The sequence below is a fragment of the Haloplanus sp. GCM10025708 genome, assembly GCF_042663985.1.
Lineage (GTDB): Archaea > Halobacteriota > Halobacteria > Halobacteriales > Haloferacaceae > Salinirarus > Salinirarus marinus.
In genome coordinates this window covers 1418138-1433231 of record NZ_JBHSZA010000011.1, presented here as the reverse complement: position 1 = coordinate 1433231, position 15094 = coordinate 1418138, and the positions used below count along the sequence as shown (strand labels likewise).

9 protein-coding genes, 5 pseudogenes and 1 CRISPR repeat array are annotated in these 15094 nt (G+C 64.0%); of the genes and pseudogenes, 12 read left to right on the top strand and 2 right to left on the bottom strand.

The features are described 5' to 3' along the window. Positions 1–41: 41 nt before the first annotated feature. A pseudogene (locus ACFQJD_RS10970) lies at positions 42–616 on the bottom strand (NADPH-dependent FMN reductase). A 202-nt stretch (positions 617–818) separates the two neighbouring features. Here ACFQJD_RS10970 and ACFQJD_RS10965 point away from each other — a divergent pair. From ACFQJD_RS10965 to cas2, 9 genes and pseudogenes are all read left to right on the top strand, one after another. Continuing rightward, positions 819–1517 (top strand): annotated as a pseudogene (locus ACFQJD_RS10965) (CRISPR-associated protein Cas6); the annotation flags it as partial. Positions 1518–1619: 102 nt separating this feature from the next. Next, positions 1620–3752: pseudogene (gene cas8b / locus ACFQJD_RS10960) on the top strand (type I-B CRISPR-associated protein Cas8b/Csh1). Position 3753: 1 nt separating this feature from the next. Beyond that, positions 3754–4833, top strand: coding sequence for a type I-B CRISPR-associated protein Cas7/Csh2 (cas7b, locus tag ACFQJD_RS10955; protein ID WP_379798192.1), 1080 nt, complete (start codon positions 3754–3756; stop codon positions 4831–4833). A gap of 2 nt (positions 4834–4835) precedes the next feature. After that, the gene (cas5b, locus tag ACFQJD_RS10950; RefSeq protein WP_379798190.1) at positions 4836–5630 is read left to right on the top strand and encodes a type I-B CRISPR-associated protein Cas5b; all 795 of its coding nucleotides are present in this window, start codon (positions 4836–4838) and stop codon (positions 5628–5630) included. 102 nt (positions 5631–5732) lie between these two features. Beyond that, positions 5733–6275, top strand: a pseudogene (locus ACFQJD_RS10945) (CRISPR-associated endonuclease Cas3''); the annotation flags it as partial. A 288-nt stretch (positions 6276–6563) separates the two neighbouring features. Further along, positions 6564–8222, top strand: coding sequence for a CRISPR-associated helicase/endonuclease Cas3 (locus ACFQJD_RS10940; RefSeq protein WP_379800494.1), 1659 nt, complete (start codon positions 6564–6566; stop codon positions 8220–8222). Next, positions 8219–8788 (top strand): CRISPR-associated protein Cas4, encoded by a 570-nt coding sequence (locus ACFQJD_RS10935; protein ID WP_379798188.1) that lies wholly within the window; start codon positions 8219–8221, stop codon positions 8786–8788. The genes ACFQJD_RS10940 and ACFQJD_RS10935 overlap by 4 nt, the downstream gene beginning before the upstream one ends. 5 nt (positions 8789–8793) lie before the next feature. Next, positions 8794–9785: pseudogene (gene cas1b / locus ACFQJD_RS10930) on the top strand (type I-B CRISPR-associated endonuclease Cas1b). Between the two features lie 3 nt (positions 9786–9788). Next, complete coding sequence (cas2, locus tag ACFQJD_RS10925) at positions 9789–10052, top strand: CRISPR-associated endonuclease Cas2 (protein ID WP_379798186.1); 264 nt, start codon at positions 9789–9791, stop codon at positions 10050–10052. A 103-nt stretch (positions 10053–10155) separates the two neighbouring features. Further along, positions 10156–12466: a CRISPR direct-repeat array (repeat unit 30 nt; unit sequence GTTTCAGACGAACCCTTGTGGGGTTGAAGC). Positions 12467–12541: 75 nt separating this feature from the next. Here cas2 and ACFQJD_RS10920 read toward each other — a convergent pair. Further along, positions 12542–13663 (bottom strand): peptidase, encoded by a 1122-nt coding sequence (locus ACFQJD_RS10920; protein ID WP_379798184.1) that lies wholly within the window; start codon positions 13661–13663, stop codon positions 12542–12544. Between the two features lie 266 nt (positions 13664–13929). Here ACFQJD_RS10920 and ACFQJD_RS10915 point away from each other — a divergent pair, with 266 nt between their 5' ends. Genes ACFQJD_RS10915 through ACFQJD_RS10905 form a run of 3 tightly spaced genes read left to right on the top strand, consistent with a single transcriptional unit; the run spans position 13930 to position 15014 of the window. Continuing rightward, positions 13930–14181: a hypothetical protein gene (locus ACFQJD_RS10915; RefSeq protein WP_379798182.1), complete on the top strand. Its 252-nt coding sequence runs from the start codon at positions 13930–13932 to the stop codon at positions 14179–14181. Between the two features lie 46 nt (positions 14182–14227). Continuing rightward, positions 14228–14689, top strand: coding sequence for a hypothetical protein (locus ACFQJD_RS10910; RefSeq protein ID WP_379798180.1), 462 nt, complete (start codon positions 14228–14230; stop codon positions 14687–14689). Continuing rightward, positions 14682–15014: a DUF3784 domain-containing protein gene (locus ACFQJD_RS10905; protein ID WP_379798177.1), complete on the top strand. Its 333-nt coding sequence runs from the start codon at positions 14682–14684 to the stop codon at positions 15012–15014. Before ACFQJD_RS10910 ends, ACFQJD_RS10905 begins: the two co-directional genes overlap by 8 nt. The last annotated feature ends 80 nt before the right edge of the window (positions 15015–15094 follow it).

Below are 15094 nucleotides of genomic sequence, written 5' to 3'. Positions count from 1 at the left end.
GATTCCGACAGCGAGCGGCCGTCCCCGCGGTCGCGACGCCGCTATCCGTCGGCACCGACGTTCTGTCCGCTCTCGAACGTCGGCGGATCGGGTTCGATGGCGGCGTACTCGACGGCCCGGCGACCGAGCGTCAGGACGCGCTCTTCGAGGTCCTCGTCGGCGAACTCGCCGTCGTCGAACGCCGACGACGCGCGCGGGATCGCGGCCTGGTGGGGCAACACCCAGGCGTCCAGCGCACGGCACACCGACCGCAGATGTTCGAGCGCCGTGATGGGGAAGGCACCACCGGCGACGGCCAGCAGCCCCACCGTCTTGCCGTCGAACTCGTCGAACCCGCAGTGGTCGAGGCCGTTCTTCAGGACGCCCGAGAACGACCCGTGGTACGTCGGCGTCCCGAGGACGACGGCGTCCGCCTCGCGCACCCGGCGCGCGAACGCGGCGCTGTCGCCCTGTTCGTCGCGGTCCGGATTCAACGGCGGTAGCTCGAACTCCCGGAGGTCGAGCATTGTTCCCTCCCACCGGCGTCCTCCACGCCGCGCAGGGCGTGTGTGAGCGCCGTTCGGGTGTGGCTGTTCTCGCGGAGGCTGCCGGCGATCGCGGTGACTTCGACTGGCACGGCCCGGATATGGAGACGGGGCGACAAAGTTCCTTACCGCTCGGCGCTCACGGCGTTCGTGTCTCTGGACTCCGGTCACGGTACTCCGTGACCCTCACTCGGATCGGTCGTCAGATCGACCCCGGATATTTATGGCGTTGGTTTCGGAAATGATGGCTGTGCTAGCATATCGGATAGCGAACGTTCGGTGGGGATCCCCGAGATGCGCTTGATGGTCGACCTGTCCGCGCGAGCGGACGCGACATACCAAAACAATTACCACAACAAGCTCCGGGGACGGCTCTGGCGTTCGCTCCAGGGGACGCGATTCGAGGAGGAACACGGCGACGGACGGCCGATGGGGCTCTCCTTTTCGAACGTCTTTCCGTGGGGCGAACTCTCCGAAGGCGACGAGCGGACGCTCCTCGTCGCGTCGCCGCGGGAGGAACTGCTCGCGGCGATCGCCGAGAACCTGCAGGCCGACCGGGAATTTAACGTCGGTGAGATGCCGTTCGAGGTCGACGGGCTCACACCCGTCGACGTCGACGTGGGAGAGCCAGGAACCCGAGGCGTCGTCGAGACGTCGACCGGTGTCGTCGTTCGGTTGTACGAGCGCCACCGCGACGAGTACGGTATCGACGGCGACCACGGCGACACGCCGACGTACTGGCGACCGGAGTACACCATCGAGCCGTTTCGGGACGCGATTACGGAGAACCTCCAGCGGAAACACGAACGGTTCGCACCGGAGTACGTTCCCGGTCCCGACGATGTCGAATCGGATCTGTTCGACGGGTACGAGTTCCTCAAGACGTACGCGTTGCCGACGACGGTCACGGAGGGCGTCGAACTGGAGCTGGTCGTGAGCAAGTGGCGATTCGACTACCGCGTCCGAGACGACACCCACCGGCGACATCTGAACCTCGCGCTCGACACCGGCATCGGGGGTCGAAACGGCCTCGGCTTCGGATTCGTCAACGTCGTCGATCGGACGCGACCGGGCGAGACGGAACTGGAGGAGAGGATGCTTTCGCCTGAGGAGTTCCGCGAGGAGTACTCGGAGGACGAACTCGCAGACGAACTTCCGGACTCGCCGATCGGGTCACTCCGCGACGTCCAGTACCTCTACGGCAAACTCTACACGCTCGCGACGACGGGCGGTGGCGACTACGCGCCCTACCTCACGCCGGACGCCGCGAGCGACATCATCGACACCGACGACAGCCTCGTCGTCGTCCGCGTGGACCTGTCAGGAGACGAGTCACGACTCGCTGCCGACGACGAACGCGGCCCGGTGTGGGTGACGCGTTACAGCGACGACCTGGTCGAGAAAGTCGCACACTGCAAGTACCCCGCGGCCCGCGGCATCGACCACAGCGTCACCCATCAGGCCGGCCGGAACAGCGGTCCGGAGAAACTCGCCCGCTACGCGAAAGAGCGGCTGACGAAGTGGGCTCGCGACGACGTCGTCGCCGAAGCGGCTGACGCACACGAGGACGGCTGGATCATCGACGCCCTCGCGGAGATCGGGGCAGACGAGGATGCACTCGACGCCATCGAAGACGCGCTCACGACCGCTCTCGGCGGCGAATCCGCGACGGCGTTGCTCACGGTGAAAGTTCGGCTCGACGCGGACGAGGCGTATCGGTGGCCGGGGAACTCGACGTGTTCGCCGAGGCGATGCGTCGCCGGAAACTCTCGAAGCTCGTTACGAAAAACGGGGCGGACGATTCGTCGGGCGACGCGACGGACCTCGTCACCGGCGAACCGGCGCGAACGGTCGGCACGTCCGAGGACCCGCAGAACTACTTCCTCGGCAAGCAACTGGAGACGTTTCCCGGCCTCGACGTCGAGGAAGCGTGGCGGACACATCCGATCTCGGAGGACGCGGCAGTGACCGTGATGAACGCGGACACGTTCGTCGAGGCGTGTACCTACCGGACGTTCGGCGCGAAGGTGTACTATCTGCCGTACGTGTGGGGTCGCTTTTCGGCGGCGAACGCACACGATCTGTACGAACTGCTGTACCTCGCTACCACTGAGGAGGACGACCTGACGCCGGTCGAGCGCGCGTACCGCGAGCGGGACGAACTGTTCGGCGACGCCGAGCTCCGCTTCTACGTCTCGGCCGTGATGCCCCACCAGATGTCGCGATACGACGTCTTCGGCGAGACGCTGAACGGACGACTGCTCTACCCGAAGGAACTCGCCGTCACGCACGACCGCCTCGTCAGAAACGCGGCCGCGTTTCGCTCCGAAACGGAGTGGACCGCACCGCTGCCGACCCACGAGAACTGGGCCCTGCTCGCCGGCGACGACGGTCGTCTCCACTCCGTCGCGACGGGCTGGTACTTCTATCAGACGTTCGCCGAGCGGGAAGACGACGACGCCGACGCCGACGATCCGCGTATCCAGGCGCTCGTTGCCGTGTTGAGCGGCGACGCGATTTCGGTCGAGACGGTGCTGGAAGAGTACGTCGACCGCATCGTCGACGAAGAGACCGACCAAGACGTCGAGGGTTTCCTTCCTTTCGCGTCGCTGGCCAGTTCGCACAGCTGTGTGCGCTCGCGACCGACGAACTCGGCCTGCTGACGACGACCGACGAGGAAAAGAACCGATCGCGCGGGAACCGACCTACGAGGAACACACGATGGAAATCCAACACGAACTACTCGCAGCCGACGGCGGAGACCCCGCCGCAAAACTCGACTCGTTCATCGAAGACACGCCGGCGCTCGCGCGAGACGCCGACGCGCCGCACAACGACCAGCGACGCGGCGCGTTCCTGCTTGGCGCACTCGTCGGAGAGATCGGAAGTTATCAGGAGTACGATCAGGATCGATCGACGACGCTCGTCGACCAGTTCCCGGTGAAATCCATCACCAGCTCGCGGATCAAGAAGGTGACACAGGAGACCATCGGGAAGACGCTCACGTACACGCGGCAGGAGAAAAAGAGCGGCCGGAGTTATCCGGGAACGAAGGCCGAGCACGTCGTCGAGCGGCTTCGTGAGGCGATACTCCGGCCCGACCCGGACGAGTGGACCCTCGACACCGACGATCTCCGGTTCTACTACGCCCTCGGTGTCACCTACGGTATGAACGATCACCCGGACTGGAACAGCGCGGAAACCGACGACGCCGAGGAGGAACTCTAACATGACCGACACCACCGACACCGTCACGAATCGCTCCGAAATCGTCTTTCTGTACGACGCGGTCGACGCGAATCCGAACGGCAACCCGCTGAGTAGTGCGAACCGGCCGCGAATCGACCCCCAGACCCAGCAGGCCATCGTCACGGACGTCCGGCTGAAGCGCTACCTCCGTGACCAGCTCGACGACGACGGCCACGGGGTCTACATCCGGAACGTACAGGAGGAAGGCGAGCAGTACACGCGGGCGGACCTGCTCGAAGACCGGCTGAAGGCGGTCGATCCGGACGACTACGACCTCGACGACGACGCATCGGCCGAACAGTTCCGCGAAGACGTCTTCGGCGAGTATCTCGCCGAGAGCGCCGACGTCAGATACTTCGGCGCGACGATGTCCGTCGACGCCGACGACGAGTACGCAACCCACCTCCCGGGCCATTTCACCGGCCCGGTGCAGTTTTCGCCCGGGAAGTCCATGCACGCCGTCAACGAGAACGAGGAGTACGACAGTCTCACGAGCGTCATCGCGACACAGGAGGGAAAAGAGCAGGGCGGGTTCGATCTGGACGACCACCGCATCCAGTACGGGCTCGTTCGGTTCCACGGGCTCGTCGACGAACACGGGGCCACGGATACGAAACTCACGACGGCCGACGTCGAGCGACTCGACACGCTCTGTTGGCGTGCGCTGAAGAATCAGACGATAAGCCGCAGCAAGGTGGGCCAGGAGCCGCGTCTCTACTGCCGCGTCGAGTACGTGGAAGGGAGCTTCCACCTGGGCGGACTCGACAAGGACCTCGCGCTCGACGCCGACGAATCGAAGGCCGACGAGGAACTCCGGAACGTCAGGGATCTCGCTGTGGAGACGGACGCGTTCGTCGGCCGACTCGCGGATGCGAGCGAGCAGATCGAACGCGTTCGGGTCGTCGCGAGCGACGTGCTCCGGTTCACGCACGACGGGGAACTCGGTGGTCCGGACCTGTTCTACGACGCGCTTCGCGAGGCCGTCGGTGACGACGCCGTCGACGTCGTGGACGTGTACGAGGAGTACCCCGAGACGCTCCCCGCGGACGACGCGACGTGACGATGGACCAGGAATCGCTCGACGAGTGGACGGACGACCGGGAGTGGTCCCCGGAACGGTGTCTGTCACTCACGGTCCGCGGTCCGTGGGGACATTTCCGCCGCGTGGAGGGAAACGTCGTCAAGCAGACGTATCGGATAATCCCCCGAACGACCGTCGCGGGGCTTCTCGCGGCCGTCCTCGGTATCGAGCGCGACGGCTACTACCAACTGTTCGGCCTGGAGCGGTCGGCCGTCGCCATCGAACCCGTCCGGGAGATCCGGACGCTGAATATGCCGGTGAACGCGCTGTCGACTGCCGCCGAGAACCTCCGCTCGCTCAACGGCCGCGGCAAACTCAGCGTGAAGCTGCCCGACCCGACCGACCTCCGCCAACAGCACAACTACGAGGTTCTCGTGGACCCGGCCTACCGCCTCGACGTCGCGCTCGCGGATGAGGACAGATATCAACGGCTCCGCGAGCTGCTCGCTGCCGGGAAGTCACACTACGTTCCGAGCCTCGGGCTCTCCGAACACCTCGCCGAAATCGAGTTCCACGGCGAGTTCGACGTCACCCCGGGGCCGGACGAGGGCATCACTGCCGTCGATTCGGCCGTACCGAACGCCGTCGACGACATCGTTCTGGGGCGTGAGACACGGTGTGGGATCGAGGAGTCTCCCGCGTTCATGGCCGCGGACTCGGGCGGTCGAACGACCACCGCGTTCGCGACGTACGCGTACAACCCCGACGCGGAACCGCTCGAAGTTCGTGGGATCGAGTCGTCACGAGTCGACGAACGCACCGTGGTGTTCGTCTGAGATGCCCCCGCCTACTCACATCCCCCCGATGGCGACCGGGACGGAGTCGAACTCCGAGATCACCTCGCCGACGTCGCCGGACGAGTTCGTCACGTCGTCCCCGCGGACGCGACGACCCCAACCGGAGAACCGCTCCGTCCCGTCGTCGAGACGCTCGGGCACGTCCACGACCTCGGCAAGGCGACGACGTTCTTCCAGGCGTATCTGCTCGACGGGCGCGATCCGGACATCCCAGCGCGCCGACACCACGCGCCCCTCGGTTCGTTCGCTGCGTATTACGCCCTCGACGAACGGGGGTTCGGAGCGGAGACCTGTCTGGCCGGCTTCGTCGCCGTCGCGAAACACCACGGTCGACTCCCGGACGTCGCCGACTACGTCCACACCAGCGCCTACCGTCGCGACGGCGTCTCAGGAGTGGACATGAACTCGGCAGAGCGACGACAGGCCGCCGTCGCCACCCAGATTCACGATATCGACGAGCACGCGCCGAACCTCGCCACGGACGTGCTCGACGACGCCACCGCCGGCAGCGGGGGTTGGGCGTCGTTTCGGGATGGGTTCGGGGACCTGCTCGGCGACGTCGCGTCGACGGTTGCGACGTCGGGTACCGTCCCCGGTGTCGACCGCGATGCGCTCTCGGCGTCGTGTTACGGCCTCGTCCTCCAGTCCTGGAGTACGCTCGTGCTCGCCGACAAGACGAGTGCGGCCGGGACGGACGACGCTCCGCGAACGTACGCGGCACAGCCTCCGTCGTCGAGTCGCCTCGACGAGCACGTGGCGGAGTTAGAAGCGGCGGCGAACGCAGATCCTGACGGATCGCGCGCGGAGCGACTCGACCACCTCAGATCGTGCGCCCGCAGGTCCGCCCTCGACGGCACCGAGTCGTTCGCCGAGACCGGCGGCGGCGTGGCGACGCTCACGCTCCCGACGGGGATGGGGAAGACGCTCACCGGTCTCTCTGCCGCGTTCGACCTCCGCGACCGGTTCGGCGGGGAGCGAGTCGTCTACGCGCTCCCGTTTACGAGCATCATCGACCAGGTCGTCGACGAAGTCGCGGACGTCTACGACACCGACGCGACCGGGAGGCTCCTCACTGCACACCATCACCTCGCGGAGACGGTCGTTAGAGACGAGACTGACGCGGAGGACGCCGACCGCTACGACGACGTTGCGGGGATGCTCGCCGAGAGTTGGCGTGCGGGCTTGACGGTGACGACGTTCGTCCAGTTGTTCGAGAGCCTCGCCGGCCCGGCGAACCGCCAGTCGATGAAACTTCCCGCCCTGCAAAACAGCGTCGTCGTACTCGACGAGCCACAGAGCCTCCCGCTCGGCTGGTGGAAACTCGTCCCCCGGCTCGTTTCGATGCTGACCGAGCAGTACGACGCGACGGTCATCGCGATGACGGCGACGCAGCCGAAGTTGTTCGAGGACGCGACCGAACTCGTCGACGATCCGGATCGCTACTTCGAGGCCGTCGAGCGCGTCACCTACGAACTCGACGAGTCGACGACGCGGTACATCGACGAACAGGCGGGTGCGAAGTCGTACGACGACGCTGCCGACGCGCTCTGTGGGTCGCTCGCCGACGGGGAATCTGCCCTCGCGATCTGTAACACGATAGACAGCGCACGCAAGCTCACCGAATACGTGGACGAACGTGCCGATCCGGTGGACGTCGCCGAGCGATACGCGGCCGAACTCGACGCAGCGGGTAAAGCGACGTCCGTCGACGCGGCGGCGGTCGCGAACCGAGTCGAAGCACGCGGGGAGCCCGCTCTCTTGCATCTATCGACACGACTCCGCCCCGCGGACCGACTGACGCTCGTCGAGGCCGCGAAGGCGCTCACGGAAAGCGGCCATCCGCTCGTCGTCGTCTCGACCCAGCTTGTCGAGGCCGGGGTAGACATCAGTTTCGACCGGGTGTATCGAGACCTCGCGCCGATCGACAGCGTCGTCCAGGCAGCGGGTCGCTGTAACCGCTCGTTCGAACGAGAAATCGGGCGGGTCACGGTCTGGTGGCTCGATGCACCCGACGGACAGCGCAAGACGCCTGCGGCGGCCGTCTACAACCGCGGCACGTCGCTTCTCCCCGTCGCCGCGGCGACGCTCGACTCCGTCCGGGCCGACGACGGAACGCTCTCGGAGACGGCGGTCGCCCGGACCGCCGTCGAGCGGTACTACGAACGGCTCCGCGCCGACAAGGACGTGGGAACACGGGCCTACGCCGAGTACGTCGACGACGCGAGAGCAGACGCGCTGGGCGAGCTATCGCTCATCGACCAGCGCCGGGCGGCAGACGTCTTCGTCTCTCGAACCGACGCCGAACGGGACATCGCCGAACGGATTCGCGAGACGACGGCTGCCGCCGACTTCGCGACGCTCCGGTCGCTGCTCGACGAGACGAAGCCGCTCCGGGTGTCGGTTCCGTACGACCGGCCGGACAGCGAGACGGCCGACGCCATCACGGACCTCCCGACGCTCGTCGAGGACGAGGGTGTGTACCACCTCGACGTCCGACGATACGGATCGTATTTCGACGAATCTACCGGGTTCGTCGTCCCCGAAAGCGCCGTCGAACACCAGTTCTTATGAGCGACGACCGATCTGCCCCCGACGATCCGGTCGAGAAACTCCTGCGCTCCGCCCGCAACGAGGCGGTCGACGAGCAGTTCCACGTCACGGGCGTGATGATGCAGTATTACGAGGTCTGTGAGCGCGAACTCTGGTTCGCGTCGCGGCATCTCGAAATCGACCGTGATAATCCGGCCGTCGTCCAGGGGACACAGGTCGACGACGACGCCTACGCGGAGAAGCGCCGAAACGTCTCTATCGATGGCACCATCGCGATCGACGTCCTCGACGACGGCCGCATACTGGAGGTCAAACCCTCCTCTTCGCTGGTCGAACCGGCGAAGCTCCAGCTGCTGTACTATCTCTGGTATCTCGACCGGGTCGTCGGCGTCGAACGCGAGGGAGTCCTCGCACATCCGACCGAGCGCCGACGAGAGTCCGTCGAGCTCTCGGACGCGAACGCGGAGTGGGTCGAGGAATCGATCCGGGGCGTCCATCGCGTCGTCACCGGCGACAGCCCGCCACCAGCCGACGAGAAGCCGTTCTGTGACTCCTGTGCGTATCACGATTTCTGCTGGAGCTGTTGATCACTATGAACGACAACTATCACGTCTTCAGCGACGGTCGACTCGAACGGCACAACGACACCATCCGTCTCGTGACCGCGGCCGACGAGAAGAAGTACCTCCCCGTCGAGAACGCGGAGGCGCTGTTCCTTCACGGGCAGATCGACTACAACACGCGACTCGTGTCGTTTCTCAACGACCTGGGCGTCGCACTCCACGTCTTCGGATGGAACGACTACTACGCCGGGTCGGTGATGCCGGAACGCGGTCAGACGTCGGGTCGGACGCTGGTCGAACAGGTTCGCGCGTACGATACGCCCGAGCGACGCCGGAAAATCGCCCGGAAAATCATCCGTGGAAGCGTCCACAACATGCGAGCGAACGTCAAATATTACGACGGCCGGGGATACGAGTTCGGCGGCGTAATCGAGCGGCTGAAACCCAGCAAGGATCGCTCTCCCCGGAGATGGATACGAACGAACTGATGGGCGTCGAAGCGACCGCACGGCGCGCCTACTACTCCATCTTCGACGACGTACTCCCCGAGGGGTTCGTCTTCGCCGGTCGTCAGTACAACCCACCGGACAACGAGGTGAACAGCCTCATCTCCTTCGCCAACTCGCTCGTCTACGCGAACGTCGTCTCCGCGATTCGCGCCACCGCGCTCGATCCGGCCGTGAGCTTCCTCCACGAACCCGGTGAGCGACGCTACTCGCTCGCGCTCGACCTCGCCGACCTCTTCAAACCCGTCCTCGCCGATCGCGTGATCTTCCGCGTCGTGAACCGGAAGCAACTCGGACTCGACGAGTTCGAGGACGAACTGAACGCCTGTCTCCTGACCGAGACGGGGCGAAAGACGTTCTCGAAAGCGTTCGAGGAGACGCTCGACGAGACCGTCGAACATCCGCGGTTGAATCGAAAGGTGAGCTATCAGTACCTCCTCCGCGTCGAGGCGTACAAATTGAAGAAACATCTCCTTACCGGCGAGGAGTACGTCCCGTTCGAGCGGTGGTGGTGATACGTGCCTTACGTCATCGTCGTCTACGACGTACAGGCCGACCGGACCGCGAAGTTCCTGAAGTATCTCCGACGATTCCTTACCCACGTCCAGAACTCCGTGTTCGAGGGCGAACTCACCGAGGGCACCCTGAAGGAAGTGAAGGGCACCCTCGAATCGATGCTCGAATCCGAGGAATCCGTGATGGTGTACCGGATGTCCTCGGAGAAGTACGTCGAGCGATCGGTGTTCGGTGACGATCCGATGGAAGACGACCAGTTCCTGTAAGTCCGTCATCGACCTCCCCGGGTGACGACGGGTATTGCGGGTCGACGGAAGTTCTAAGTCATGAGTGTCGAATACATGGGCTGAGTGCCCAGAATAGGGCATGGTTTCAGACGAACCCTTGTGGGGTTGAAGCACTCCCACCGTACTGATAGAAATAAGATTGATTTAGTTTCAGACGAACCCTTGTGGGGTTGAAGCAATGCCACGCCTTAGCATGGATAAGTTGGCCACTGGTTTCAGACGAACCCTTGTGGGGTTGAAGCCTCTTTGCTACAGTAAGGACATTTTTTACTCATTGTTTCAGACGAACCCTTGTGGGGTTGAAGCGCTATACGAGTCGTATGCCACGATGGTACTGACTGATGGTTTCAGACGAACCCTTGTGGGGTTGAAGCCCTGTATTTGCATGGAATTATCGCAAGTAAGGCAAAGTTTCAGACGAACCCTTGTGGGGTTGAAGCCACTTGAAACAATATCACGGGCGTGGCTGTAAGCGTGTTTCAGACGAACCCTTGTGGGGTTGAAGCTATTTTCGCCACGTTACTAAGAGAAACGGCATTGTTTCAGACGAACCCTTGTGGGGTTGAAGCCTCAACGTCTTCACGAAGGAACGGCGTTCGTGCGAGTTTCAGACGAACCCTTGTGGGGTTGAAGCTTAAAGCCGAGTCTAAAGAAGAGTTAAAAGAGATTGTTTCAGACGAACCCTTGTGGGGTTGAAGCTTCTTCGATGGTGTCGTAGTCGGTCTGGTTCATGGTTTCAGACGAACCCTTGTGGGGTTGAAGCGCTCGTCCGTTGCTCGTCATGACGGTCGCCCGGACCGTTTCAGACGAACCCTTGTGGGGTTGAAGCCACGCTTAAACACGAGGGACGACCCGTCCTCACTGTTTCAGACGAACCCTTGTGGGGTTGAAGCGCTGGAATCCATCCGGTCGTCGAGTTGATCGAGGGGTTTCAGACGAACCCTTGTGGGGTTGAAGCGACATGTCGAAGACGAGTCGGTACTCCGACTGCCGGAGTTTCAGACGAACCCTTGTGGGGTTGAAGCTTGGTGCGAGACAGGCGATCGCGACGAGAGTCGGGGTTTCAGACGAACCCTTGTGGGGTTGAAGCCGCGACCCGACCGGATCGGGGGCGGCGACGACCGGGTTTCAGACGAACCCTTGTGGGGTTGAAGCGTGTGCTCCTGGATCGAGGTCGACGGCCGCTCCGAGTTTCAGACGAACCCTTGTGGGGTTGAAGCGACCGGCGTCGAGCCGTCCTCGACGTCGAACCATGTTTCAGACGAACCCTTGTGGGGTTGAAGCGGCGGCCGAGCCAGCTGCGAGGCCGACAGTAAGTCCGTTTCAGACGAACCCTTGTGGGGTTGAAGCCGGTGAGGGTTCGACGGATTCACGACGACGAGCACGGTTTCAGACGAACCCTTGTGGGGTTGAAGCGAGGACCGCCCCGACGTGCTCCGCTGGATGCAGGACGTTTCAGACGAACCCTTGTGGGGTTGAAGCCTCGGCGATGGAGACCTTGCCGCCCGTACCCTGCGTTTCAGACGAACCCTTGTGGGGTTGAAGCGGCGTCTTCACGGGGCTCGATCAGGGCTTTCGCGCGTTTCAGACGAACCCTTGTGGGGTTGAAGCGCCCAGCCGACGACAGTCTCGGGAAGCGTGCCACCGGTTTCAGACGAACCCTTGTGGGGTTGAAGCCCGTCGGGATTGCGTCCGGTGCCGAATTCGCGCTCGTTTCAGACGAACCCTTGTGGGGTTGAAGCTCATGATTATCTTCTCCCCACGTTGAACAGGACTGGTTTCAGACGAACCCTTGTGGGGTTGAAGCTCTCGTTGTTTTCTGCGGGGAGATTCGCCGCCCGTGTTTCAGACGAACCCTTGTGGGGTTGAAGCAGCTCGTCTTTGACCTTCGTGGTGTAGAAGTCCTTGTTTCAGACGAACCCTTGTGGGGTTGAAGCCTCCAACAGGCTGGCCTCGACCTTGAACCATCTGTTTCAGACGAACCCTTGTGGGGTTGAAGCTGTTCAACTCCCCCTCTGATTGGGCGTCGTCACTCGTTTCAGACGAACCCTTGTGGGGTTGAAGCGTTTCGGTTTCGAGTTCGAGCCCGACATCCAGCCCGTTTCAGACGAACCCTTGTGGGGTTGAAGCGAGGAGTTAGCCCACATCCGGGAGTACTACCGACCAGGTTTCAGACGAACCCTTGTGGGGTTGAAGCCAACCGCTAATGGGAACAGTGGGAACAGACCGCTGGTTTCAGACGAACCCTTGTGGGGTTGAAGCGACGATGGCGAGTATCACGTCGTTGAGTACGACCCGTTTCAGACGAACCCTTGTGGGGTTGAAGCACAAAAGACTCTGGGTCCGTAACGTCCCTCAAGCCTGTTTCAGACGAACCCTTGTGGGGTTGAAGCCTCGGCAGTTCGTCGACGGTCGACCCCTCGATGAGTTTCAGACGAGCCCTCGTGGGATCGCCACCGAACCCACAGTCAGATCACATCTTCGGTCTCCTGCCGTCGCAATCGGTCGATTCGGTCCCCGAGGGCGACGTTGATCGAGAGCGGATTTGGAAAACGTCGGCGTGTCGGCTCCAGGGCGTGGACGTCGGCGTACCGTTCGAGCGCTTCCGCGACGGCCGCCGGGGTCGTCCGTTCGCCCGCGTAGTCGTCAGCAGTTCGGACGGCCCGGCGAGAGCACCAGAAGCCGCCGAGAAGAACGGCGAGAGATACGCCGAGCAGCGGCCAGCGCGGCCCCACGCCGGTGACCGAGGCGACGAGGGCGAGCCCCGCGACGACGACGGTGCTCGCGCGAAGTTCGAGCAGGGACGCGCGAAGGCGGCCCGCCTCGACCGCCAGCAGCGCCGTCGCCGTCCCGTCGTCGAAGCGTTCCAGGAACGTGGTCGTGACGAACAGCCGTCGGTAGCCCGGCGGCCCACGGACGAGCGTGTTCGCCGTCTCTTCGTCGTCCGTGTCGAGGACGTGGACGTCTCGGACGTCCAGGCCGGCGCGCCGACAGAGCGTGGTCAACCGCTCGGCCGTCCCGTCGGTCGGGGCTTTCGTCGAACGGAGGATCGGAACGAGCCACGGCGAGGCGTACAGGAACCCGAGCCCGATACACGCGAGCCCGATCCCCAACACGAGCGGTGAATCGCCCGACGGAACGATCTGCAACGGGGTGACCACCGACGTCATAACGACGCTCAGTCCGACGACGTAGCGGCCCATCTTGGAGAGGGCCTGCCGAGTCGACAGTTCGAGGTCGCGAACGTCGCGGACGCCTCGTACTGTGGGTGCGTACGCCACGAGCCAGACGAGTCCCGCAGCGAGGAACTCGACGAAGTTGGCGACGCCGCGGCCGAGTATCTCGGTGGGAACGTGCAGCCAGTCCGCCAGGGCGGGTCCGAGTCCGAGAAACGCGAGAAACGCGTACGAGAGGAGTACGAGCGGAAAGAGCACAGCGGCGTACAGCAGCCGATACTTTCCCACGGGGTTCGGCAGCCGCCGGACGACGGCGTCCCCGAGCGCGCCGGCGGCGAACCCGACGAGGAGGAGTACCGGGATCACGGCAACTGCGGGACCGAGAGAGGCGGGAGCCGTCTGGAGGGAGACCATGTCTCGGTGACCGAACTGAGATGCCAAAGTCGTGTCGAACCGTCCGGTGACACAGCGCGGACCGCGGGACGCTCCGTCCCCGAAGCAGTGTGTTCGGGGGCGATCAGCCTGCTGTCGGTGTGTGCGACGGCGTCGTTCCTCGCTCAGATGTGGCAACAGGGGTGTGCCCCAGCGTGTCAACGACGACGAGACTTACTCCGCCTGGTTCGGGAGGAATCTCCGTTCGGAGGTCGATCGTGTCTCTACGCCGACGAACGCTACTCCGCTTGACCGGGCTCGGGACCGCCGCGACTGCCGGGTGTACGCTCGAGTTCGGAGGAACGAGCGACGAGGTCGGCGTCGCCCTCGAAAACCAGACGGATACCGTACATCGGCTCTCGGTCACCGTCTCGTTCGAGAGTTCGACGCTCGTCGACGAGACGGTCACGCTCCGACGAGTCGCGAAACGAGAGGGCGACGGCTCCGTCGCGGGATCGACGCTCCCGCGGTCAGTCGTGTCCGATCCCGTCGCCGGGTAGCCGACGAGGAGACAGCACTTTTCTCGTTCGCACGGGAACGGGGTGTATGGTCCCAGCCCTCCGCACGGTGCTCGTCGGCCACGCCCGCAGTCGCTTTCAGTGGACGCTCGACGTTCTCTTTGCCGTCTCGATCCTCGTGGCGACGTTTGTCGCGTACGCGCTCGGGCTGTTTCAGGCGTCGGGCGGTGTGATCGTCCTGCCGGCAGACGCGACGCTCGTCGGGTTCGCGGTCGCCGTCGGGGTCGGCGCTCATCGGGGCGGACTGCTCGTCGCGTGGCTCGTCCAGTTCGCGGCCTACGTCGGCTTCCGGGCCGACTGGGCGTTCCTGGGGCTCTCGAGTCACTCGCTCGGCGGGAAACTCGCGTTCCTCTTCGATCCGGTCGGACTGGCGGTACTTGGCGTCGCTACCCTCACCATCGGTACGTTCGGGTTCGGCGTCGGGTACGTTGGCCGGTGGAGCATCGAGCGACTCAGAGAGCGGACGGGATCGCAACAGTCCCATGACTGAACACGCGCTTCTCACGGTCGGAGCCGGGATTTTCGTCGGCGTCCTCGGCGTGCTGATCAAGTACGCGGGGATGACGGAGCTGGTCGCTGGATACGACCCCGAGAGAGTCACCGACGAGGAGGGATTGGCCGACTTCGTCGGAACGAACGCGCTCTACGTTGCCGTTCTGACGATCTGTGTCGGCGTTCTGGAACTCAGGTCATCGACGGCGGACGCCGAGTGGTACTGGATCGTCTTCGTGATCGCCGTCGTCGCCATCGCGGTCCGGATGATTCGCGGCGCTCGCCGATACGAATCGTCCACCGAACGGAGAAACGCCGACTGAAGGCCAAAGACGAACGTCGCTCTCGGAACTGTCGCGAGCCACAGAGCCGGCGCGATCGGGACACTACCAGAACGGAAATC